This window comes from Cupriavidus sp. L7L (assembly GCF_004353535.1).
In the GTDB taxonomy this organism is placed as follows: domain Bacteria; phylum Pseudomonadota; class Gammaproteobacteria; order Burkholderiales; family Burkholderiaceae; genus Cupriavidus; species Cupriavidus oxalaticus_A.
The window spans coordinates 114900-139833 of the sequence record NZ_SMNY01000011.1 but is presented as its reverse complement, the minus strand read 5'-3'; the positions used below and the strand labels follow the sequence as shown (position 1 = coordinate 139833).

General features: G+C 66.2%; 16 protein-coding genes. 5 read left to right on the top strand and 11 right to left on the bottom strand.

What is annotated here, in order from left to right:
• Positions 1-215: 215 nt before the first annotated feature.
• The 5 genes from E1J61_RS15085 (at position 216) to E1J61_RS15065 (ending at position 12129) form a co-directional block, all read left to right on the top strand.
• Positions 216-8627, top strand: coding sequence for a hemagglutinin repeat-containing protein (locus E1J61_RS15085; protein WP_243736873.1), 8412 nt, complete (start codon positions 216-218; stop codon positions 8625-8627).
• Positions 8624-8887, top strand: coding sequence for a hypothetical protein (locus E1J61_RS15080; protein ID WP_133094866.1), 264 nt, complete (start codon positions 8624-8626; stop codon positions 8885-8887). Before E1J61_RS15085 ends, E1J61_RS15080 begins: the two co-directional genes overlap by 4 nt.
• 740 nt (positions 8888-9627) lie before the next feature.
• A complete protein-coding gene (locus tag E1J61_RS15075; RefSeq protein ID WP_133094865.1) occupies positions 9628-9915 on the top strand; it encodes a hypothetical protein in 288 nt (95 codons plus the stop codon).
• Positions 9916-9926: 11 nt separating this feature from the next.
• Positions 9927-10388 (top strand): hypothetical protein, encoded by a 462-nt coding sequence (locus E1J61_RS15070; RefSeq protein WP_133094864.1) that lies wholly within the window; start codon positions 9927-9929, stop codon positions 10386-10388.
• Positions 10389-10398: 10 nt separating this feature from the next.
• Positions 10399-12129, top strand: a complete 1731-nt coding sequence (locus E1J61_RS15065; RefSeq protein WP_133094863.1) for a ShlB/FhaC/HecB family hemolysin secretion/activation protein — start codon at positions 10399-10401, stop codon at positions 12127-12129.
• Between the two features lie 147 nt (positions 12130-12276).
• Here the strand turns inward: E1J61_RS15065 and E1J61_RS15060 are convergent, their stop codons facing one another.
• From E1J61_RS15060 to E1J61_RS15010, 11 genes are all read right to left on the bottom strand, one after another.
• A complete protein-coding gene (locus E1J61_RS15060; RefSeq protein WP_133094862.1) occupies positions 12277-13068 on the bottom strand; it encodes an SDR family oxidoreductase in 792 nt (263 codons plus the stop codon).
• 2 nt (positions 13069-13070) lie between these two features.
• Complete coding sequence (locus tag E1J61_RS15055; RefSeq protein ID WP_133094861.1) at positions 13071-14156, bottom strand: Rieske 2Fe-2S domain-containing protein; 1086 nt, start codon at positions 14154-14156, stop codon at positions 13071-13073.
• A gap of 71 nt (positions 14157-14227) precedes the next feature.
• Positions 14228-15469 (bottom strand): NADH:flavin oxidoreductase, encoded by a 1242-nt coding sequence (locus E1J61_RS15050; RefSeq protein ID WP_133094860.1) that lies wholly within the window; start codon positions 15467-15469, stop codon positions 14228-14230.
• A 29-nt stretch (positions 15470-15498) separates the two neighbouring features.
• Positions 15499-17943, bottom strand: coding sequence for an RND family transporter (locus tag E1J61_RS15045; protein ID WP_133094859.1), 2445 nt, complete (start codon positions 17941-17943; stop codon positions 15499-15501).
• A 42-nt stretch (positions 17944-17985) separates the two neighbouring features.
• Positions 17986-18957, bottom strand: coding sequence for a YCF48-related protein (locus E1J61_RS15040; protein ID WP_133094858.1), 972 nt, complete (start codon positions 18955-18957; stop codon positions 17986-17988).
• A gap of 84 nt (positions 18958-19041) precedes the next feature.
• Positions 19042-20244, bottom strand: a complete 1203-nt coding sequence (locus E1J61_RS15035; protein WP_133094857.1) for an acetyl-CoA C-acyltransferase — start codon at positions 20242-20244, stop codon at positions 19042-19044.
• 14 nt (positions 20245-20258) lie between these two features.
• Positions 20259-20714, bottom strand: coding sequence for a MaoC family dehydratase (locus E1J61_RS15030; protein WP_133094856.1), 456 nt, complete (start codon positions 20712-20714; stop codon positions 20259-20261).
• Positions 20715-20879: 165 nt separating this feature from the next.
• A complete protein-coding gene (locus E1J61_RS15025; protein ID WP_133094855.1) occupies positions 20880-21683 on the bottom strand; it encodes an SDR family oxidoreductase in 804 nt (267 codons plus the stop codon).
• Positions 21680-22882 (bottom strand): acyl-CoA dehydrogenase family protein, encoded by a 1203-nt coding sequence (locus tag E1J61_RS15020; RefSeq protein WP_133094854.1) that lies wholly within the window; start codon positions 22880-22882, stop codon positions 21680-21682. The genes E1J61_RS15025 and E1J61_RS15020 overlap by 4 nt, the downstream gene beginning before the upstream one ends.
• The gene (locus E1J61_RS15015) at positions 22879-24039 is read right to left on the bottom strand and encodes an acyl-CoA dehydrogenase family protein (RefSeq protein WP_133094853.1); all 1161 of its coding nucleotides are present in this window, start codon (positions 24037-24039) and stop codon (positions 22879-22881) included. The genes E1J61_RS15020 and E1J61_RS15015 overlap by 4 nt, the downstream gene beginning before the upstream one ends.
• An 11-nt stretch (positions 24040-24050) precedes the next feature.
• Positions 24051-24926 carry an SDR family oxidoreductase gene (locus E1J61_RS15010; protein ID WP_133094852.1) on the bottom strand — a complete coding sequence of 292 codons (876 nt, stop codon included), beginning with the start codon at positions 24924-24926 and terminating at the stop codon, positions 24051-24053.
• Positions 24927-24934: the final 8 nt, after the last annotated feature.

The following is a 24934-nucleotide window of genomic DNA, read 5'->3' as shown; positions in this document are numbered from 1 at the left end:
GAGAAATTCCCGTCTCAAAGTCGGATTCGTCCCAGCAACTTATCGGCCTGCCGTCGATACCCTTGCACATTGCGGTGCGTGCCTCCTGCCGTGCACCGCTGCTCTGGCGGTGACCTCAACCCGTCCGCCTTTTCTTTGACCGCTGGCGATCCAGGCCCGGTGCACATCAACGAGGGCAGCGCGATGCCAGTGCCCGGGGACGGTGTTCTCGCCGGGTGAAGCTGTGCAAGACAAGAGCCATCATGAACACAAGACTCTATCGGCTGGTATTCAATGCCGTTCGCGGCATGCTGGTGGCAGTTCGCGAAAGCGCGACGGGATGCGCCAAGGGCCGCCATGGCGGAACGCGCGGCGGCGCGACAACGGCGTTCGTGCCGGTGCTATGGCTCACCGCTGTGACGACGGCAATGATGGGCGTCCCCGTAGCGGCGCAGACGCTGCCGATCCAGGCGGACAGGAATGTGCCAGGGCAACGTCCGGTGGTCGGGGCCGCGTCCAATGGCGTCCCGGTCGTGAACATCGCCCCGCCCCAACGCAACGGTGGAACCAGCGTCAACAATTTCATCCAGTACAACGTAGGCCCGTCCGGCGTGGTGCTGAACAACGGCGGCCAGAACTCGCAGACCCGGATTGCGGGCTGGGTTCAGGGCAACGTGCAGCTGGGCAACAGCAGTGCCGGCAATATCGTGGTTCAGGTGACGCAACCCAATCCGTCACAATTGCTAGGGGCGCAGGAAATCGCCGGCAATCGCGCCAACCTGGTCCTGGCCAACCCCGCGGGCATCACCTGCTCGGGCTGCGGCGTGATCAATGCAGACCGCTTCACGCTTTCAACGGGGCGCCCGGTGTTTGGGGCCGATGGCAGCCTGACCGGGTTCGATGTGCGGGAAGGCCATATCGGGATTGATGGCCCAGGCCTGTCCAGCCCGCAGGCGCAGGTCGATCTGCTGGCGCGCTCAATCAGCATTAACGCCGAACTGTGGGCCAAGCGCCTGAACGCCATCACCGGCGCCAACCAGATCGACCATGCCACGCTCAACGCCACGCCGCAGGCGGGCACGGGCGCCGCGCCGCGGTTCGCCCTGGACGCCGCGGCGCTGGGTTCGATGTACGCGAATTCGGTACGCCTCATCGGTACCGAGAAAGGCGTCGGTTTCAATATCGGCGGTGGCATCACGGCCCGCGCGGGCGATATCGTGGTCGACAACAATGGCGATGTGCGCATCGTGCCCGGCGGCCGCCTGCAGGCCGAAGGCGGCGCCTCGGTTGCCGGTTCGAATATCGACAACGCAGGCACGGTCACCACGCGCGGCGGCATCACTGCCAACACGCCGGGAGATCTCACCAACAGCGGCACGTTGGCAGCCGGCACCGACCTGCTGGGCACGGCCGAACGCATCATGAACACGGGCACCATCGGTGCCGGGGTCGACGCCAATGCCAATGTCACCGGCGCGGGCACGGCCAACCTTGCCGCGCGCACCGCCATCCAGTCCAGCGGCACCATCGTGGCTGGCGCAGACACGAACCTGTCGGCCCCGGCGCTTGATCTGAGCCACGGCACCGTCATCTCGCACAACACCGCCAGCCTGTCGGCCTCGGGTGACATCACCCACCAGAACGCGCGGCTCGAAGCCAACGCCGTCCACGTCAATGCCGGCGGCACGGTGGACAACCGGGGCGGCGCCATCGTGGCCGGCGCCAATGGCGGCCAGGTCAACGGTGCCAGCATCCTGAACCAGACCGGCGCCATCACCAGTGCCGGCGCACTGGGTGTCTCCAGCACGCAGGCCGTGGACAACACCGGCGGCACCATCGCCGGCACTGGCGCGACCACTGTGGCGGGGGCGACCATCGTCAATCGCAGCGGCGTAATCGGCTCCGTGCAGGACAGCCTGTCACTGAATGGCGCACTGGACAACACCGCCGGCAAGGCGCTGGCGGCCAGGGACCTGACCGTTGCCGGCGGCGCCATCGTCAACGACCACGGACAGCTTTCGGCGGGCCAGGCGCTCAAGGCCGACACGGGCCTCTTTGACAACCGCGCGGGCGTGGTGCAGTCCACCGGGCTCCTGATGATCGACACGCACGGGCAACTGTACGACAACAGCAATGGTGGCGTGACAGTCGCCAATGGGGCAATGACCCTCACCACGGGAGCGTTCAGCAACCGGGCCGGTACGCTATCCGGGCAGCGGTCGGCCACGGTGACGGCAACGACCTTCGACAACACCGGAGGCAAGTTCGTCGCGGGCGGACCGTTGACGGTGACCGGCAACAGCCTCGCCAATCAGGATGGCTATCTTGCCACGAACGGCGATGCAAAGATCCTGCTAACCGGCGCCTACGACCACACGGCGGGCTTTACTCACGCGGGCGGCATGGTCGACTTGCAGGCGAGCACGGTGATGAACCGCAGCACGGTGATGAACCGCAGCACGCTGGGCGGCACAGAGGCGGCCCCCAAGGGAATAGAAGGCGGCACCGTTCGGATTGCTGCCAGCACCATTGACAACATCGACGGCGTCCTGCGGGCTGACACGGCCATGACCGTTGGCGCGACGAAGCTGGATAACAGCCGGGGCGAAGTGACCTCGGGCGGCACTGCGCAACTCAATGTCGGCGCCACCACCAACGCCGACGGACTGCTGGCCGCCAACAGCCTGCTTGGCATCGAGGGCAGCAGCCTTACCGGCGATGGCACGCTGCAGTCGAATGCGGGTGACATCGCTGTCAAGCTTCAAACCGGGTTCCATAACATCAAGACTGTGGCCGCTGCGCAGGACCTCAAGGTCTTCATCGAGGATGTCAACGGCAACGCCATTGGCGACATCACCAACGATGGCAAGATGGTGGCTGGACGGGACGCCAGCTTCCACGGGCAGAACGTGAGCAACCACGGGGAACTGTTCGGCGCCCGCAGCAATACCATCCGCGCCGACGCGGCGGTCACCAACAGCGGGCTGATCGATGGCGGCGCGTTGCGCGTGCAGGCCGGAACGACGGTCACCAACACCGATCGCATCTTCGGGGACTCTGTTGCCATTAGCGCCGGCGTGCGGATCCTGAACGACCAGAGCGACACGACCGGCCAGGGCGGCGTGATCGCTTCGCGCACCGGCGATGTCAACCTGGGAGCGCCGGCCATCGTCAATCGCGAGCACGGGCACATCCTGTCGTCGCAGGACCTGAACGTCGGTGGTGCGCTGGACGCCGAAGGCAAGGCCACGGGACAGGCCACCTCGCTCACCAACGCCTCAGCCACCATTGACGTGGCGCGCAACGCCAACATCAACGCGGCCAGCATCCGCAACGAAAACAGCCATTTCGAAACGCAGGTAACGGACACGGGCGTCCAAAGGACTCTGGCCTATCGCCTCAAGGGGTCCCTGGACGATATCGACCCGGCCACGACGCTCATCTTTGACTGGAGCGGCAAGGACGATTACTTCCATCCTGGCACGGACCTGGGCTGGCTGTACCGCGATGGCAACCAGAAAGGCGCTGCACGCGTGCTGCTGCTGCCCTCGGAGCAATATCCGTTCGCCGAGTTCGGGCCGCCGTTCGATTGGTCGCGACGCCCCGACGGTGAGGCGGGTCCGGTTATGCCGTGGCAGAGCCTTTATTACCCGGACTCCTATGGCGGCCTGCCGCAAAACCAGTGGTCGCCGGTGGGGCTGGCCTACACCTCGCATTACGAGAAGGATGTCAACGGCGACCCGGTGCTGGTGACGCAGCAGTACAATTACCCGCCCGACCACCCGATCTGGGACAAGCTGAAGGTGGCGCGCCCCGACAGTGCGCCTCCGCCCTATGCCTCGCCCTGCGAGGTCGATACCCCGCCGGCGTGCATCGCCGCGCGGCAGAAGTACGTGGACTGGCAAGGCGCCAATGTTGCGAAGTATGAAGCGCTTAACGGCAAGATCGTCGCCTTCAACAAGGATTTCCACGCGCGCACCGTCGATAACTTCTATGCCGTTGACAAGCAGACGCAAGTGCGCGAGGAGGTGGTTTTGCACACCGATCCCGCACGGCTGCTGGTCGGCGGCAATGCCACGCTCAATGGAGTCGTGGTCAACGACAAGAGCGAGATCGCCATCGGCGGCAAACTGAGCGTGCCGGCACCGGTGCGCAACGAAGGGTATATCGGCACCCGCTTCGAGGCTGTCACCGGCACGCAGGCGTGGCACTACATCAACCACGGTGTCAATGCACCGGACCGGCGCTCTACCACCGCGGAAATCCCGCCGGTGGCGTTGACGCTGCCGCTGGTGCTGGCAACGGGCACCACAAAGCAGAACCTGCATACCGTGCCCGGCAGCGGTGCGAACATCGATCCGAAGGCCGGCACCGGCCCGATTGCCGGCGCGCCAACCTTGACCCAGGTGTCGCTCAACCCAGGCGGGAGTACGACCGGCGGCCGCCTGGGCGGCGAGGTGATCCGCACTGTCACGCCGTCGCTGTCTATGCCTAACAACGCGCTGTTCGTCATGCGCACCGATCCCGGCGCACGCTACCTGATCGAAACCGATTCGCGCTTCACTAACCAACGCCAGTGGCTGTCCAGCGACTTCATGCTGTCCCAGTTGGAGCGGGAACCGGCTAGGGTTCTCAAGCGCCTGGGCGATGGCTTCTACGAGGCGCGACTGGTCGCGGACGCGGTGCTGCTCGGCACTGGCCAGCGCTTCGCCGGCGACTACACCGACAATGAGGCCCAGTACAAGGCGCTGATGCAGTCAGGTGTTGAGTTCGCCAGGCAGTTTTCCCTGAACGTCGGCACGGCACTGACCGCCGAGCAGATGCGGGCGCTGACCGCCGACATCGTCTGGCTGGTGGAACAGACCGTCACGCTGCCGGACGGCTCCACGCAGCAGGTGCTGGTGCCGCAGGTGTACCTGAAGGTGCGCGAGGGCGACCTCAAGGGTGACGGCACGCTGATCACGGCGCGCAACATGGCGATCCGGACCGACGGGGACGTAAAGAACAGCGGCACCATCGCAGCGCGCGACGTGATGCTGATCGACGCGGGCAATATCCGCAATGAGCGCGGCACGCTGTCGGCCGGTGCCATGGCGCTGAACGCGAAGCAGGATATCGACAACCTCGGGGGCAGGATCAGCGCTGGCAACCTGGCTGCCAAGGCAGGCCGTGACATCAACCTGACCACCACCACGGCATCGGCCGCCAACATGGCCGGCAAGTCTGGTGCCAGCCGCACCGTCATCAGCGGGATCGCCAGTGTGGAGGCGGACAACGCAGCCCTCGTGGCGGGCCGCGACATCAATAGCCAGGCGGCCAGCATCTCGGCAACCGACAACCTCGGCATGCGTGCCGGACGGGACATCAACCTGGACACGGTGAAGGTGGCTGAGAGCTTCGACGCCGTCGCGGACGCGAAGAACCGTTCCAGCGTTGCGCGCCATGCGGATATCGGCACGCAGATCACAGGTGGCGACGTGACGCTCGTCGCCGGCCAGGACGTCAATGCAAAGGCTGCATACGTGAGCGCCGATGACGCCCTTGTTGTCAGCGCGAGACGTGATATCAACCTGAAGGCCGGTGAGGCCAGCACCGCAGTACGCGATGAGCAGTCCATGCAAAGCGGCGGCTTCCTCTCGAAGAAATCCACCCATACCATCGATGCGGCAAGCCGCACGCAGGCGCTTGGCAGTACCTTCTCCGGGGACGCGGTGGACATGGTGGCAGGCCGGGACCTCACCACCTCGGGCAGCACGATTGCGGCCACACATGACGTGAACCTCGACGCCAGGCGCAACATTACCATTGGCACTGCCGAAACCACCTCGTCAGCCTACGGCTTCAAGGAGGAGAAGAGGACTGGATTTGGCGCCACCGGTTCCGGCCTCTCCTACGGCAAGCGCGAGCAGAAAGACACCGTCAACGACAACGGGACGCAGCAGGTGGGCAGCCTCGTCGGCTCCACGGACGGCAGCGTACACATGAAAGCCGGCAGCATTCTCACGGTCACGGGCAGCGACCTGATCGCTGCGAAGGACATCACCGGGATTGGCGCGGATGTCACCATCGAAGCCGCGCAGAACCGCCAGCACCACGACGAGTCGCACGAGGTCAAGCAAAGCGGCTTCACGCTGGGCGTGTCGGGCGGCGCCATCGGCGCAGCGATCAACGCGGCCAACAAGGTCAGCTCGGCCAGCCAGAGCCAGGACGGACGGGCCTCGGCGCTGTGGAGCATCGCGGCGGCGCGCGACGTGGCCGATACCGGCGCCGCGCTGGCGCAGGCCGGGGGCAACCCGCTTGCCGGCGCTGCCGTCACGCTGTCGTGGGGCACCAGCCAGAGCAAGCAGACGCTCACCGAGGACAGCAGCAGTCACAACGGATCCAACGTGTCGGCGGGAGGTACCACGGCCTTCATTGCCACCGGCGTCGATGCCAATGGCAACAAGACGGCCGGCAACCTGAACCTCATCGGCTCGAACATCGATGCCAACAAGGTGGCGCTGGGTGCGAAGAACGACATCAACATCGTGTCGGCCACGGATACAAACGATAGCCACAGCATCAACAAGTCGAGCAGCGCCAGCGTCGGTGTCTCCTATGGCGCGCAAGGATTCGGCGTAGCGGCCTCGGCCTCCAAGTCCAAAGGCAATGCGGATAGCAAGGGTACGACCCAGGTCAACAGCCATGTGACTGGCAAGGAATCCGTCACGTTTGTGTCGGGCAACGACACTAATATCCTGGGTGCCACGGTCAGTGGCGGCAAGGTGGTGGGCGACGTGGGCGGCAACCTGAATATCGCCAGCCGGCAGGACACCGAGGAGATGCGCGCCAAGCAGGAAAGCATGGGTGGAGGCTTCAGTATCAGCCAGGGTGGCGGCTCGGCCAGCTTCTCGGCGAGCAAGGGCAAGGCCAGCGGCAGCTATGCGAACGTGAGCGAACAATCGGGCATCCAGGCGGGCGACGGCGGCTTCGACATCCGCGTGGAGGGCAATACCGCCATCAAGGGCGCGGTGATCGCCAGCGCGGGCGACAAGGACAAGAATCACCTTGATACCGGCACGCTCAGTTTCAGCGACATCCAGAACCACTCGGACTACAGCGCGACCTCGTTCGGCGTGTCTGGGGGCATTACCACTGGTCCGCAGAACGGCGAGAAGAACAGCGGCCAGACCTCGGGCAAGAACACTGGCGGCATCAGCCCCATGATTCCGCAGCACGAAAGCGGCAGGCAGGACGGCCTGGCGCACAGCGCGGTGGCGAACGGCACGATCATCATCCGCGACACGAGGAGCCAGAAGCAGGACCTTGCGGACCTCAAGCGTGACACCGCTGGTACCAACACCACGGTAGGCAAGAATCCCGACCTGAAGAACGTGCTCGGTAAGCAGTCGGACATGATGGCGGCGGCGCAGGCGGCGGGCGAGGCGGTGGCGAAGACGGTGGGCGACGTCGCGGGTGCCAAGCAGAAGGAAGCACTGGCAAAGGCCGAGGCGGCCGAGAGGCGCGGCGATGCGGCGCTGGCAGCGCAATATCGTGCCGATGCCGAGAACTGGGGGGAAAATGGCGACTACCGAGTCGCCTTGCATGCAGCAGGCGGTGCGCTGGTTGCGGGCCTGGGTGGCGGCAGTGCCATCGCCGGTGCGGCTGGTGCCGGCGCCGCCTCGATGGCTTCCGGTATCAGCAAGGACATCAGCAATGGCGTCAAGAATTCCCTGGGCACCGGAAATGCCAGCCTGGATGAGGCAATCGGCAATATTGTCGCGAATATTGTGGCTGGCGGGATTGGCGCAGTGGTAGGCGGAGGCTCCGGCGCGGCGACGGCGGCGAATGTGGATCGCTTCAACCGTCAGGTACATCCGGACGAGCGGGAACTCGCCAAAAAAATGGCAGCCAACAGCAAGGGAAAATACACGGCCGACCAAATCGAGGCGCAGATGCGCCTGTCGGATCGGGTTGACATGAGCGGCAATGTGCTGGAGTCGGGTGGTCCCGATCAAATCAACGCCGCCACAACGAAGCCCTACGATAGTGGCGTTCAATGGATATCGGTTGCACAGACGACGCAAATCCGGGAGGTGCAGGCTCAAGGAGACGCGGAGATCATCGCCTATATTCAGTCGCAACAGAAAGCGATGCAGGGCGATGTCCCCTACACCAGCCGACAGGACTATAGCAACGTCACAAAATATAGCGGCTCGCCTGGATCATTTCCCACTGCCACGTGCGGGACGGGCCAAGGCGATTGCGCAGCTGGGCTCCCCAAGGCTATGGGTGAGAAGGAAGTCAATGACAGGCGTGAGAATTTTGCGGACGGTGCAAGCTGGGCTGGTCAACAGGCTGGCCGAATCGCTTCCACTGCGACTGCGGCGGCGGCAATACCCGGTGCGCATGTGCCCTTGGCAAACGGAGTGTCAGTGATGGCGACGGCCGCAAGTTATGCCTTGACTGTACTGCAACAAACGGTACGTCCGAACGCCGGATCACTCGCTGCCGATACAGTATCCGCTGGTTTTGGCGAAGCCGCAAATGCAATTCCTGGCTACGGAAAGCTACTTGCTCCAGTGGTAAACGAAGCCTTGGAAGCAGGGAAAGGGTCAGACTGGTCCAAAGATGCGCAAAAGAAGATCAATGAGAGTCTGAGGAAATGATGAAGTTTTTGAAAAATGGAAATCTCAATGGGATGTCAATTGCCTTGCTTCTTGGCTCCGGCCTATTTCTTCTGTATGCAAGTGTCAATTTGGTCGAGAGTTATCTCGGCAAGCTGGCATGCTTTTCTATAGGACTGACTGCAGTTGCGGCCGCTGGCTTTTCGGGCCGAGCGAAGGCGCTTGGGCTACGTCCGTTTGGCGAATCACCCTGGCGTAGAGCGAAGCGTACTTACGCGGAAGATGACAAACCGAAGGAGTAAGTTCCAACCACCCGTTGGACGATGTGAGTGCTACCTGAATGGCATCGGATGAGACTTGCTAGCTCGCGCCTCAAGCATCAACGTCTCCGCAAAGTCCGTTCAGCCCTGCCGCTAGTGGATGTATCACTGGTACGCCTGGGCCGGTTTCTGGAGGGTTGACACCCTGGAGTCATTCGACCCAAATCAAATCTAACGAAAAGTGAGCACAGCGCTATGGTAGGAATTCCAGGACCCTCGGGTGATCAATACAAGAAGATGTCACGTCGAGCCAAGTATGCGTATTGGAGCGGCGCTGCGCTAGTTTTTGGGACAGTAGCATTTGTGTGGGTAGCTAAGTTGAGGGCTGATGAGAGTGTCCTTCTGGAAGTAGCCTAACCAGGCCCACAACAAGCAGCTCTACATCCGGACTGAGCAAGGACTCTCCGAGCTTTGGCAAGTCCTTCGGTGTTGGTGGAGTGACTGCGGCATTTACCCCGGTTGGCCTTTCTGCAAGCCAATTTGGTAAGTGGGAGCAAGGGTAACGTCGGTGGCCTTCAATGCAGGATTAGCAGGAACCGCAGCATATGGTGCATCTTCGATATTCAGTCCGGGACAGAATGCTGGTCTAACTGGGGGCATTGCCTCCTCAGGATCGACTCTTGGGTCTGTGATTAATGCGACGATGCTGGGTTCAGCGGGCGCCGCGATGAATCAGTTAATTCAGGTAATGTCCGGCCTGGCACAGACTGCAATCGAGGCGTATGGAAAAGCAAACAAGCAGAAATAACCCAATGAATGCGAGCAGAAAGAAGATGATGTTGAGGGCCGCAATAGCCTATACGGCCCTTCTAGGACTCCCCGGCGTCATCGCGTTGTTTTCCTTTGCTCAGGGAGCAGGTTGGAAGCCAATATTGGTTGGTATGCCGGTCATTCTGACAATCTTTGCCAGCATTACGTATCAGCTAATAAAAGAACTTCGAGCGCTGGGCCGCGAGGAAAGGGGGGAACCTTATCCACCCACCAAGCGCGGGCTGTGGGATGAGGAATAAAGGGAAACCGCATGAAACTCTTCAACAAGCTAATCAGACCTCCCTCAGCTCTGACATCGGACCGGTACGCACTTTCACAAGTTGCGCTTTATATTTTTGCATTAGTGCTCGGCGTCACCGCTGCATTCCAGATGGTTGCCGCACTTTCCACTCCCGCAACGCAGATTCCTTTTGGCGAAAATCGCCTTTTGCTGTATGCCTCTCCAGCCATTCAGAATTTCTTCTGGTCCTGCGGGATGATTTATCTGTCGCACAAGCTACAGAACGATCCAAGCGAACTTGCCTGGAAGTTGTGTATCGGCATCATGTTGATGCAGATCCTTGTCACCATACTGCAGATGATTGCCAGTGCAAACGCGCTTTCGCTAATGGCGCTTGCCCTCGCGATCTTTGGCCTTGGCTCCCTTCTCGTTGGCAAGGACAGTTCACCAGCGGATGAGGGAGTGTGCCGGGGCCGTGAGTTGGAAGAATAGGCAGGCCCCAATGTTGTCATTTCCTTCCTACGCGCGCCGCAAGGCGCGCGGTGTCTCCCCTTTTGTCCCATTCCTGCTGTCGTTGCCATCGCTGGCCTTCGCGCAGGCCCTGCCGTTCCTCCCGGGTGTCACCCCGAACGACGCCATCGAGCGCCGCCAGGAACAGCAGCAGGAAGCAGCGCGTGAACGTGCCATGGCCCGCCCGGATGTGCTAACGCCCGCGCCAGCCGAACCCGCCACCGCGGGGCCGCTGATCCTGCCCGCCGAGACGCCATGCTTCCCCATCAGGACCGTGGAATGCGAAGGCGCCGAGGACTTCGAGTGGCTGCGCAACGAGGCCGGCATCCTGCCGGGCCAGTGCGTGGGCGGCAAGGGACTGGAAGCGATCCAGGATTACTTTTCGTCGCGGCTTGTCTCTCAAGGCTACGTGACCACGCGCGTGCTGATTCCCGAGCAGAACCTCGCCAGCGGCACGCTGCGCCTGCGTGTGGTGGCCGGGCGCATCACCGGCGTCAAGGCCGATGGCACGCCCGGCTGGTGGCGCACCGTGCTGCCAACGGGTCCGGCCGGGCTGGTGAACCAGCGCGACCTCGATCAGGGCATGGAGAACATGCGCCGCCTGCAAGGCCAGGCCGATGCCACCATTGACCTCGTGCCCGGCGAGAATCCGGGCGACACCGAAGTGGTGGTCAAGCCCGGCAGTGGCAAGCGCTGGCATGCCTTGCTCACCGGCGACAACGGCGGGTTGGAGAACACCGGCAAGTACCAGATGGGCGGCACGCTGACGGTGGACTCTCCACTGCTCCTGTACGACAGCCTGACGATCTCTGGCAACACCAACGCCAATGTCGGCAACGGTGCCGCCGGCACGCGCTCGTCGGCCATCAACTACAGCGTCCCGTTCGACTACTGGAACGCCTTCTTCAACGCCAACCGGTCGAAGTACCACCAGACCGTGGCGGGCTTCGAGGGCGATATCGTCTACGGCGGGCGCAGCACGCAGATCGAAGCAGGCCTCGGTTATGTGCCGTTTCGCAATGCCTCGGGCAAGACCAGCCTGTATGGCAAGGTGTTCCGCAAGAGCGCGAGCACCACGCTGGATGGCATCGACATCGCCGTGCAGCACCGGGATTTCGTCGGCTTGGAATTCGGCGCCGCGCACCGCCAGTTCTTCGGTGCCAATGTGTTCGATGTCGGCGCGGCGTGGCACCGGTCACTGCCCGCGCACTCGAAGGCACCGGGCTTCGTGCTGGGCGATCCGGCCTGGGATGGCAAATCGGAGATTGTGCTGGCGAATGCCGGCCTGATGGTGCCGTTCCAGGTGGTGGGACAGCGCCTGCGTTACCAGACCAATGTCCGCATGCAGTATGCACGCACGCGCATCATGCCGTCTGACTACTTCACCATCGGCAATCGCTATTCGGTGCGCGGTTTCGATGAGCAGCTCACGCTGGCCGCCGAGAACGGCGTGACGTGGCGCAACGACCTCGCCTGGCAACTTGGCAACACTGGTCACGAGGCGTTCGTCGGCTTCGACGCCGGCCACGTGAGCGGCCCCTCGGCGCAATTTCTGGTGGGCCAGACGCTGATGGGAGCAGTGATCGGTGCGCGCGGACGCTGGGCCATGCACCGCTATGCGGCGCTGACTTACGAGGTGACGCTCGGCTGGCCGGTCAAGAAGCCGGAACTGTTCCGCACCCGCTCGCCCAACGTCGCCGCCCAGATCGGGCTCGATTTCTGATCGTCCCTGCATCGCCCCTGCTGGTCGCGATGCTCGGAGCCGTCCTTGACTGGTCCGCCCCCATTCTTCCGTAAATTGCCACGGCAAGGCTTTCCGGCCGGTGGTGTGAGAGCAGACCAGGCGGCACTGGTACATGCCGCCACCGCTTCAGAACGTCAGCGGACGCTGCGCGGCATCGAGGCCGCCATCGATGAACACCACGTTGCCATGCAAATAGGCCGCCCGCGGCCCGCAAAGGAAGGCGATCAGCGCTGCCACCTCTTCGGGCTGCGCACGGCGACCCAGCGGTGGCAGGAAATCGCGTATGGCATCGCCGTAGCGCGGATCCTTCAACCCCGCCTGCAGCAGCGGTGTTTCCACCGCACCCGGCGCCACCACGTTGAGGCGAACACCCGCCTGCCCCCAGGCTCCGGCACGTTGCCGCGCAGCTGCCGTCACCGCATGCTTGGAGCTGGCATAGGCGATATAGCCAGCCTGGTCCCGCGTCGCTTCCGCCGCCGCGGCAGCTTCGAGCAAGGCACGCACGCCGGCCTCATCGACGGCGAGGTAGGCATCGCGCAAAGAGCTGCCCTCCCAGCACTGCAGCGTGGCGGAACTGGAAGACACCACCACGGCGCACGGATCCCGCCCGTGGCGCAGCGCATCGAACAAGCCATCCAGCAACGCCACCACGCCGAAGTAGTTGACCGACGCCACCAGTGTTGCAGGATCGACATGCGGGCCCAGGCCGGCGCAGCAGATCAACTGGTCGATGCGGCCGTCCGAATGCGACAGCACAGCATCGATCGCCGCAGCGCGGCCTGGCCCGGTGGAAAGATCGGCAAGAATGTCCGCGTCGCGCAGGTCGACGCCGATGACCCGGCAACCGTCGGCCAGCATGCGCGCCCGCACGGCCGCGCCCATGCCGGACGCGGCACCGGTAATGACTGCGGTTTTCATGGTCAGTCCTCGAACACGTGCCGCAGGGCCGGCGGCACGATATTGCCCGGGTTCAGCTCGATCACACGCCGCGCCACGCTGGACGGCCGCACCTGCTCGATGTCGGTGTAGAACTGCTGGTACCAGTCACGCATCTGGTAGATCGGCCCGTCGCCTTCGCACAGCAGCGGGTTGTCGATGCGGATCTTGCTGTCCCAGATGGCCACGTCCTCATAGAAGGCCTGGCGCGCCTGCTCGACGTAGGCTTGCGCCATGGCGCGGTTCTGCTCGTCGCTCAGCCCCGGAATCTTCTTCACCAGCACGCCGTAGCGCAGCACGAAGCTGTTCAGGTCGATCGGCACATGGCAGTTGAGCAGGACGGAGTGGATCTCCTGGTCGCCCATGCGGCCGCTCATGTCGGTGATGTGGTACGCCGGACCGAAGTAAGTCGACAACGCCGTCAGCTGCGCATCGCCCGACAGCCGGGCACTGCGCCCGATCATCAGCTGTGTGGCCTTGTGGTCTTCGAACAGATTGGCGAAATAGTCGACCGGCGACCCGTGTACGGTGCCGAAATGCGCCATGTCGGAGATATTGTCTACCAGCTCCCGGCAGTTGGTGCGGATCACCATCTCGTCCATGGCCCATTCCGACCACTCCGGCGAGAAGCAGGCCTCGATGCGCGGAATCGCCACCTCCGGCGGCGCCGGACGGCCCTCTGGATCGTGCCAGATGAACAGCAGCCGGTTCTGCTCGCAGGTCTGCCACGCGCCGACGCGCGCCTTGGGCGGCACGCGTTTGCAATAAGGGATCGACTTGCAGCCGCCGTCGCCGCCCCACTGCCAGCCGTGGAACGGGCATACCAGGTTGTCGCCCTGCACTGTGCCGGTGCTGAGGTCCGCGCCCATGTGCGGGCAGAAGCCGTCGATCACGCGGATGGCGCCGGTAGAGTCGGCGAACGCCGCCAGGCGCCTGCCAAAGATATCGAGTGTGTGCGGCTTGCCGTCGCGATAGGCGTCGGCCAGGCCGAGGCAGTGCCAGCCGCGCGCGTAGCGGGCCTCGGGCGGGCGTGATTCGATCTTGTAGCCGCTGATGCCGGTTTGGCTCATGGTGTCTCCTTGAAATCCCGTGGGAACTTCAAGATAAGAGCCTCCGGCCGCTGCCTCATCGTCCCATCGGACTACTGCAGCGCGACAATGCGCGTCAGCGCCGGATCGTTGCCCGGGCCATGCACGCAGCTGACGCCGGCGGGATCGTAGATCCTGGCCACGCAGCCATTGCAGCTGTCGCAGGCCGAGCGCCGCACCGCGCCGCTGCGCCAGTTGGCGACCAGCGCGGGATCGTGGATCAGCGCGCGTGCCAGCGCGATGCAGTCGAAGCCCTCTGCCATCAGCTGCGCCACGTTGTCGAGCGACTTGACGCCGCCGACATAAGCCAGCGGCATGCGCACCGCCTGCCGCACCACGCGCGATGCCTCGAGGAAATACAGCTCGCGGAACGCCAGGTCGCGCGGCGTGCTGCGCTCCAGCATGGTGATGCCGAAGCGCGCCAGCGCGGTCGGGGCGGCTTCCTTCATCTGCGCCGTAGGCATCGGGCTGCCGAACAGCACCCATGGGCTTTCCACGTTGCGGCCGCCGCTGAGCGTCAGCAGGTCGGCGCCTTCCGCCTCCAGCATGCGCGCGGTCACGGCGGAGTCCGCGGGCTGGTTGCCGCCCGGCACGCCGTCGCTGACGCTAAGCTTGCAGCAGACGGCCAGTCCGTTGCCGACGGCATCCTTGACCTGCCGCAGCACCGCGGCCGGGAAGCGGGTGCGGTTCTCCACGCTGCCGCCGAACGCGTCGCGCCGCCGGTTGCTCAGCGGCGACAGGAACTGGTTGAGCAGGTAGCCGTGGCCCATATGGATCTCGACCGCGTCGAAGCCGGCTTCGCGCGCCAGCCTGGCCGACGCGGCAAACTGCCCGGCCACGCGCGCCATGTCCGCCTCGCGCATGGCGCGCTGGAAATACACGCCGTGCATCATGCCGAAGGCATTGAGACCGGATGAGGCGCTGCCCGGCGCGCGGCTGCCGCCGTGGCGCATGGTGGTGAACGACCCCGCATGCGTGATCTGCAGGCAGGCCGCCGCGCCTTCGCGATGCACTGCGTCGGTCAGCACGCGCAGGTATGGCACCTGCTCCGGGCGCATGCTGAGCTGGTGCGCGAAGGTCAGTCCGTCGTCGGCCACGGCGGCGTAGGCCACCGTGGTCATGCCCACGCCGCCGGCGGCGAGATCTCGGTGGTGCCTGGCCAACGCCTGCGTCGGCAAGCCGTGCGGCGTCATGCCTTCATTGGCGCCCGCCTTGATGAAGCGGTTGCGCAGCGTGAGCGGACCGATGCGCAGCGGCGTGAAAGCCGTTGCTGCGGATGCCTGGGTGTCGTGCATGCTGTCTCTCCGCTTTTTATCCGCGACGTTCAAGCCACATCGGACTTGAGGGCACGCGCGGGCGGCGTCGTGTCTCCGCCTGCCGCAATATCTGCCGCAACGCCTGCCTTCACGCGGGCGCGCTCCTCCTCCTCGACACCCAGCCACGCGGCCAGCGCCGGCAGCAGCGACACTGCGCCGAACAGGTTCACCAGGAACATGAAGGCCAGCAGGATCCCCATGTCGGCCTGGAACTTGAGCGCGGCAAAGGCCCAGGTGCCGACTCCGATGCACATGGTCAGCGCCGTGAACAGCGCCGCCGAGCCGCGCTGGCGCATCGCCTCGGCGAAGGCCTGCGGCAACGCCTGCCCTTCCTCGCGGATCTGGTGCTGGATGCGCTCGTACAGGTAGATGCCATAGTCAACGCCAACGCCGACGCCCAGCGTGATGACCGGCAGCGTCGATACCTTCAGGCCGATGCCGAGGCGCGCCATCAGCGCATTGCACAGCACCGACACCAGCGTCAGCGGCACGATGATGCACAGCACGGCGCGCCACGAGCGGAACGTCAGCAGGCACAGCAGCGTGATCGCGCCGAAGATCGCCAGCAGCATTGCTACCTCGGCCTCTTCCACGGCCTCGTTGGTGGCGGCCATCACGCCGATATTGCCGCCTGCCAGACGGAACGCGACATTGGGCGTCTTGTCGTCGGCGGTAAAGCGGCGGATCTCGCGGACGATGTGGGCAATGGTCGCGCCTTCGTGGTTGGCGGTGTAGATCAGCACCTGGATAGCCTGGCAATTGGAAGTGTTCATGCCGTTATCCGGGTCGTAGGCCTTGGCGCCCTGGCCCAGGCCCTCGCTGCTGCGCGGCAGCGCCTCCCAGCGCGGGTTGCCCTCGTTGTAGGCGCCGATGACCACCTTGGCCAGCGACGACACGCTGACCACCGACTGCACGCCGGACACGCCGCGCATATGCATCTCGAACCGCTCCACCGCGCTCATCACCGGGTAGTGCAGGCAGCCGTCGTCGAAGCCGGTCGGCTCCACCACCACGGTCAGCGCATCGGAACCGATGTTGTACTGGCTCACGATGCTGGCGCTGTCGCGGTTGTAGCGCGAATCCGTGCGCAGCTCCGGCGCGCCGCTGCCGACATCGCCGATCTTCAGGCCGCGCGACTCGATCGCGCCCGCCGCCAGCAGGGCGAGCGCGGCGACGAAAACGCCGAGTGCCGGTGCCGGACGCGCCAACGCGCCGAACTTGTGCCACAGCCCGCCGCCACCGTGCGCGCGCCGCGGCTGCGACCGGGCCAGCGCCGACGGCTCCAGCCGCGTGTAAGACAGCAGGATCGGCAGGAACACCTTGTTGGTCACGATCATCAGCAGCACGCCCAGGCAGGCGGTGATGCCAAGCTCGCGCACGATATCGATCTCGATGCGCATGATGACCATGAAGCCCAGCGCGTTGGTCAGCAGCGCCACCGTGCCGGGAATGAACAGCTTGCGGAAGGCCGCGCCGGCGCTATCCAGTGCATCGAGCCCCTGCACCACCTCCTGCTTCCAGGCATTGGTCATCTGCACCGCGTGCGAAACCCCGATCGAGAAGATCAGGAACGGCACCAGGATCGACATCGGGTCGATGCCATAGCCCAGCAGCGGCAGCAGCCCCAGCAGCCAGCCCACCGGCAGCAGCGCCACCACCAGCGCCAGCACGGTGATGCGCAGCGAGCGCGTGTACAGCCACAGCAGCAGCGCCGTGACGGCGAATGCCAGCGCGAAGAAGGCCATCACGCCGGCGATGCCCTCCTCGACATCGCCCACCAGCTTGGCAAAGCCGACGACATTGACCTCCACGTCCTGCCCGCTGAATTGCGCGCGGATCTTCTCCAGCTGGCGCGCGACGGAGCCGTAGTCGATGGTCTTGCCGGTGGCCGGATCGGTCTCGCGCAGTTCCGCGCGGATCAGCGCGGACCTGAGGTCATTGCTGACCAGCCGGCCGATCTGCCCGGAGCGCGCCACGTTGCGCCGCACCTTGTCGAGCTCGTCCGGCGCGCCGGAGAAACGGCCCGGCACCACCACGTCGCCGCGGAAGCCGGCCTCCGTCACCTCGGTGTAGCGCACGTTGGGCGTGAACAGCGAGAACACGCGCGAGCGGTCCACGCCCGGGATGAAGAACACTTCATCGGTGGCGTGGCGCAGCTTGTCCATGAAGGCGGCGTTGTAGATGTCGCCGTCGCCCTTCCAGCGCAGGCTTACCAGCACCGTATTGGCACCGGAGAAGGTGCTCGCGTACTTGGTGAACACCTGCATGTAGGGGTGCTGCAGCGGGATCATCTTGTTGAAGCCGGGATCGAGCCGCAGGCGCGTGGCCGAGAAGCCCAGCGCCACGGTCACGGCCAGGCACAGCAACAGCAGCAGGCGGCGCCGGTGCATCAGCACGCTGGCGCAGGCATCGACGAAGCGGCCCATGCGGCCGGAGGATTGGGGGCGGGTCATGATCGTTCTCGCGTTCGGTCAGGCGGGGGTTCAACCGGGGGTTCAGCGATTTGCGGCGAGCGTCGCGCCGGCCAGGCCGCTGCTGCCGCCCAGCGCCAGCTTGTCCGTGCCGGCAGGCACCAGCGCGGCCAGCGTCTGCGGGCTGCCGGCCGGCAACGGCGCGAAGTGGCGTCCGCCATCCGCGGACATCACCAGCGTGCCGCCCTGCCCGGCCAGCACGATGCGGCCATCGGGCAATTCGGCGCCGCCGAAGAACGAGGTCCGCAAGCCGGTTTCCGCGGCCTGCCAGGTGGCGCCGAAGTCGTCGCTGCGCAGCGCATTGCCGCGCATGCCGAAGGCCAGCCAGGCGCCGTCGCGCAGCGGCAGCACGCCGTACAGCGAGCCTTCATAGGGGGTCTTGACTGGCTCCCAGCGGCTGCCGCCATCGGTGGAGCGCAGCACCAGCCCGGCTTCGCCGACCAGCATCAGGCCTCCGTTCCCGTCGCCGGCGATGGCGTTGAGATGGCGGTCCTGCATGGCTGAGTTGGCATTGCCGGCGGCCTCTTCCCAATGCCTGCCCTGGTCGCGCGAGACCAGGAACCGCCCGAAGCTGCCCACGGCGAACCACGGCCCGTTGCGTTGCGCCAGGGCACCCAGCAAGGGGTCGGACGATTTCGCGTCGAAGGCGACCTGCTGCCAGTGCGTGCCGCCATCTTCCGTGCGCAGGATCAGGCCGCTGTGGCCGACGGCGATGCCATGGCGGCTGTCGGCAAAGGCCACCTGCGTCAGCGTGGCGCCCTGGGGCTTGTCCACGGCGGCCACGCGCCAGTCGCCGCCCCGGTCATCGCTGAACAGGATCTTGCCGCGCTCGCCCACGGCCACCAGGCGCTCGCCGGCGCGGGCGATGCCGTTGATCTGCAGGCCGTCGGCGCGCAGTGCGGTGGCCGGGAACGGCGGCAGCGGGCGCGGCGCGAAGGCCCAGACCGCGGTGGCCAGCACCGCCAGCGACATGGCAAGGCCGATCAGTCGTTTCATGATGTGTCCTCCGTGTGGAGCGGTGGCAGGTGGCCTCGTGGCGGGCCGTCCGTGCCGGGGCTGCTTCCATAAGCTGAATGTTTGCTACAGGACGTCGAACAGCGCCGCAGCACCCATCCCGCCACCAATGCACATCGTCACCACCGCCTGCTGCACGCCGCGGCGACGCCCTTCGACCAGCGCATGCGCAGTCATGCGCGCGCCCGACATGCCGAACGGATGCCCAACCGAGATCGCGCCGCCATTCACGTTCAGCCGCGCATCCGGGATACCCAGCTCCCGCTGGCAGTACAGCACCTGGCAGGCAAAGGCCTCGTTCAGCTCCCACAGGCCCACATCCGCCACCGTCATGCCATGGCGCGCGAGCAGCTTCGGCACGGCAAACACCGGACCGATGCCCATCTCGTCCGGCGCACAGCCCGCCACCGCCATGCCGCGATAGCGGCCCAGCGGGCGCAGGCCGCGGCGGCGCGCCTCGTCCGCGCTCATCAGCAGCACCGCGGCGGCGCCGTCAGACAGTTGCGAGGCATTGCCGGCGGTGATGTGCTCGCCCTCGGCCACCGCCTGCCCGCCGCTCCAGACCGGCTTGAGCGCAGCCAGGCTTGCAGCCGTGGTATCGGGCCGGTTGCATTCGTCCTGCGCCAGCGTTACGGTCTCGTGCCCGGCCAGTGCGCCGGCCTTGTCGAACAGCGCGCGGCGCGTTGCCAGCGGCACGATCTCGTCGTCGAAGGCGCCGCGCCGCTGCGCCTCGGCGGTGCGCTGCTGGCTGCGCCAGGCGTAGGCATCCTGCTCGGCGCGGCTGATGCCGTAGCGGCGCGCCACCACCTCGGCGGTCTCGATCATCGCCATGTAGGCGGCCGGCTGCCGCGCCAGCACCGCTTCGGACTGGGCGCGGTAGCCGTTCTTATGCTTGTTCTGCGTCAGCGAGATCGACTCCGCGCCGCCGGCGACGATGATGCCGGCCTCGCCGCACTGGATCGCACGGGCGCCCGCGGCGATCGTCATCAGGCCCGAGCCGCACATGCGGTCCATGGTCATGCCGGGCACGCTGTCCGGCATGCCGGCCGCGACCGCGCACAGGCGGCCCAGGTTGTAGCCCTGCGTGCCCTGCTGCGCGGCCGCGCCGATCAGCACGTCGTCCACCTCGGCCGGGTCCACGCCGGCGCGCTCGACCACCGCGCGCACCACGTGGCCGCCCAGCACCGGGGCTTCGGTATCGTTGAAGGCGCCACGGAACGCCTTGCCGATGGGGGTGCGCGCGACGGCGACAATGACTGCTTCATTCATGCTGGATTCCTGTTTCAGAAGTAGTAGCGGCTGATCGTCTCGGCCACGCAGGCGGGCTTGGCTTCGCCTTCAATCTCCACCGTCATGCGCACCACCGACTGCACGCCGCCCTGCAACGGCTCGGCTCGTATCAACTCACCCACGCCGCGCACGCGGGCGCCCACCCTCACCGGGGCCGGGAAGCGCACCTTGTCGCAGCCGTAGTTGACGCCGAACTTCATGCCTTCGACGGTGACCAGCTCGGGCAGGAACTGGTTGACCAGCGCTAGCGTCAGGTAGCCATGGGCGATGCAGGCGCCGTAGGGACCTTGCGCGGCGCGTTCGGGGTCGACGTGGAGCCACTGGTGGTCGCCGGTGGCGTGGGCGAACTGGGTGACCTGGTCCTGGGTGATGCGGGTCCAGGCGCTTTCGCCGAGGGGTTGGCCGACGGCGGCGTGGATGTCTTCGGCTGAACGGAAGATTCTTGACATTGCTGTTTCCTGTGTTTCTTCACCATGGCGGCCTGACTTGCCGACGAGTCCATCACTCCCGTCTGGTTTGCTCCCCTCTCCCGCGCGCTGGAGAGGGGAGCGCCTGCGAGGGGTGGTGGCTAGCCCCAACGCTTTCGCATACCGCCGGCACCAACTTTCAGCCCTTCAGGCCCGCTGGCTGCTCACCGGCAACACTTCCCCCGTCATGTACGACGCATAGTCACTAGCCAGAAACACCATCACATTGGCCACCTCCCACACCTCCGCCGCACGCCCGAACGCCTCGCGTTCGCTGAGTTGCCGCAGCAGGTCCGCCGGCGCCGACTTCTTCAGGAAGTCGTGCAGCGCGATGCTCGGCGCCACGGCATTGATGCGCACACCAAATTCCGCGGCCTCCATCGCGCTGCAGCGCGTCAGCGCCATCACCCCGGCCTTGGCCGCGGCATAGTGCGACTGCTCCTTCTGCGCGCGCCAGCCGAGCACCGACGCGTTGTTGACGATGGCGCCGCGCCGGCGCGCCTGCATATGCGGCAGCATCGCGCGCGTCATGCGGAAGGTGCCGGTGAGGGAAATATCGATCACGCGCGACCACTCGGCATCGTCCATATCAACTAGGCGGCGCGAGCCGCCCAGGCCGGCGTTGTTGATCAGCACGTCGGTACCGCCGAGCGCTTCCTCGGCGGCGGCCACGAGTGCGCGTACCTGCGCTTCGTCGGACACATCGCACAGCTGGCCGTGAATGGCTTGCAGGCCGGTTTCCGCGCGCAGGCTTTCGACCGCCTCGTCCAGCCGCTTCGGATGGATATCGGAAATCATTAGCGCGCGGCAGCCCTCCTCCGCACAGCGGCGCGCGGCGGCAAAGCCGATGCCGGCGCCGGCCGCGGCGGTAATCAGAACGCTCTTGCCGGCGAGCAGTTGGTGGCCGGGCACATAGGCCGGGACTGCGGGAGCTTCGGTGTTCAGGGTCATGACTGTCCTCGGGCCTCGCGCGGCATGCCCAGCCCGCGTTCGGCGATGATGTTGAGCTGGATTTCGTTGGTGCCGGCGTAGATGGTGTCGGCGCGCGAGAACAGCGCCATCTGCTGCAGCCGGGTGCGGCGCGTGTCACCGGGGTCGAGCACGTTGGCGAGCGGGCCCAGCACGTCCAGCGCGAGCTGGCCAAGGTCGCGGTGCCAGTTGGACCAGTAGTACTTGTAGATCAGCGCCTCCCGCTGCAAGGCAGTGCCGCCGTCCTGCCCGGCCTGCGCCGCACCGGCCAGCATGCGCAGCGCATTGGCGCGCATCACGCGCAGGCCGGCCCAGGCGCGCGCGATGCGCTGGCGCACCAGCGCGTCGCGGCTGCTGCCGTTGTCGCGCGCGGCCTGCGCCACCCATTCCAGCTCATGCGTGAACTGCATCTGCTGGCCGAGCGTGGAGATGCCGCGCTCGAAGCCGAGCAGCGCCATGGCGATGCGCCAGCCGTCGCCGGGCTCGCCCAGCACGTCGGCGGCCGCGGCGCGCGCGCCGTCGAAAAAAACCTCATTGAATTCCGCGCCGCCGCCCATCTGGCGGATCGGGCGGATCTCGATGCCGGGCTGGTCCAGCGGCAGCATCAGGAACACCAGCCCCTTGCTGCCGCGCGAGCCGGGCTCGCAGCGCGCCAGCACGAAAATCCAGTCCGAGTCGTGCGCGAGCGAGGTCCACACCTTCTGGCCGCTGACCAGCCAGTCGCCGCTGGCGGCATCGCGGACCGCGCGCGTGCGCACATTGGCCAGGTCCGAGCCCGCGCCGGGCTCTGAATAGCCCTGGCACCAGAATGTGGTGCCGTTGCGGATGCCGGGCAGCAGGCGCGCCTTCTGGTCCGCGGTGCCGAAGGCGATCAGGGTCGGGCCAATCAGCCCTTCGCCGATATGACCCATGCGGCCCGGGCCGCCGGCGCGCGCGTATTCCTCGTGGAAGATCACCTGCTGCATCACCGGCTGCTCGCGCCCGCCATGCGCGCGCGGCCAGCCCAGCCCGGTCCAGCCGCCCTCGGCCAGGCGCCGTTCCCACGCCTTGCGCAGTTTGGGGAAGGCCTCTTCGTCGCCGGGGCCGCCGCGGTGCTTCAGGCAGGCGAACTCGCCGGCCAGGTTGGCGACCATCCACTGCGCCACCTCGGCGCGGAATGCCTGCTCTTCATGCGCGCTCATGCTGTCCTCCAGGCTTGCGGGCCATGGTCTGCGAGATATGCGAGCGCTGCCCGGGCGCCGCCCAGCCAGTGGCCGGCAGCCTGTGCGCGCTTGAAATAGAGCTGGGGGTCATATTCCCAGGTAAAGCCAACGCCGCCATGCAGCTGGATGGCCTCCTGCGCACAGAAGCGCAGGGCATCGTCGGCCGCGACGGAAGCGGCGGCGATTTCGAGGCGGGCCTGGTCGGCAGGCTCCGATTCCCACGCCTGCGCCGCGCCATACACCGCCGAGCGCGCGGCCTCGACCAGCACCATCATCTGCGCGCAGCGGTGCTTGACCGCCTGGAACGAAGCGATGGCGCGGCCGAACTGGATGCGCTCCGACGCATAGGCGACGGTCAGGTCCAGGCACTGCTGGGCCGCGCCGAGCTGCTCCGCCGCCAACATCAGCTTGCCGTGCCACCAGGCCCGGGCCAGGCCCTGCGCCGCGTCGTTCCCGCGTACCAGGCAGGCACCTGGCGCAACGGACAGGCCGTCCAGCCGCAGCGATGCCAGCGGCCGCGTGCGGTCGAGCGTGTCCAGCGGCGCCAGCACGAAGCGCGCATCCTGCGCCAGCGCAGCGGGTTCCAGCAGGAACAGCGCGGGCGAGCCGTCATCGAGCCGTGCCGGCACCAGCAACCAGTCGGCGCCAGCGGCATCGGCCACCTGGCCGGCGCTGCCGCGCAGCACGAAGCCGTCCGCGCCTGCCAGCGCGGTGATCGCGACACCGTCGTAGTGCCAGCCGCCATCGTCAGGGAGCACTGCAGCGGCCCGGCACTCGCCGGCGGCCAGGCGTTCCAGCCACTGCGCGCCATTGCCGATGCTGCCCTGCAGCCACGGCGCGGCCACGCAGGCGGTGGACCAGAACGGCACGCAAGCCAGGCGCTGTCCCAGTTGCTCCTGCAGCAACACCAGCCCCGGTGCGCCCAGGCCGGCGCCGCCCACCGCTTCGGGCAACGCGATGCCGCACCAGCCAAGCTCGCCCGCGATTGCGCGCCACAGCGCGTCATCGTGCGCCGGACCCGCCTCGGTCGCGCGCCGCACCGCCGCCGAATCGCTGTGCACGGCGAGGTAGTCGCGCGCGCTGTCGCGGACCATCTGGTGTTCGACGCCAAATTCCACGGAATGAGAGAAGTCCATGGCCGTCGCGCTCAGGTGCCGTAGACCGCCTGGGGCGGCTGCGCCTGCGCCAGCAGTCCGGCCACCGCCGCGCCCACTTCCGCAGGCTGCCAGCGCCCGCCCTTGTCGGCTTTCGGCCCGGTGCGCCAGCCATCGGCAAGCGACACCATGCCGCCGGCCGCCTCGAACATGCGGCCGTTGACCTGCGCCGAGTCCGCGCTGCCGAGCCACACCACCAGCGGCGCGACGTTGGCCGGATCGTAGTAGTCGAAGCCGCCTTCCGGCGCCTTCATCATGTCGGCGAAGACCTGCTCGGTCATGCCGGTGCGCGCGGCCGGCGCCAGCGCGTTGGCGGTGATGCCATAGCGGCCCAGCTCGGCGGCCTGCACCAGCGTCAGCGCGGCAATGCCGGCCTTGGCGGCGGCGTAGTTGGACTGTCCGACCGAGCCCTGCAGGCCCGCGCCGGAGCTGGTGTTGATGATGCGCGCGTCGACAACGCGGCCGGCCTTGGCCGCATCGCGCCAGCGCCTGGCCAGCAGGTTGGCCAGGCAGAAGTGGCCGCGCAGGTGCACACGCATCACGTCGTCCCAGTCCGCCTCGGTCAGGCTGACGAACATGCGGTCGCGGCAGATGCCGGCGTTGTTGACCAGCACGTGCACCTCGCCGAAGGCCTCGACCGCGGCATCGACGATGCGCTGCGCGGTGGCGAGTTGCGTGATGTCTTCATCGCTGGCCAAGGCGCTGCCGCCAGCGGCGCGGATTTCCGCGCAGACCGCCTCGGCCGCCTCGCGCCGGATGTCGTTGACGACCACATTAGCGCCCTCGGCGCCGAAGGCCAGTGCATAGGCGCGCCCCAGCCCGCCGCCGGCGCCGGTGATGATGACAGTGCGTCCGTCGCAGATTCCCATGGCGGTCT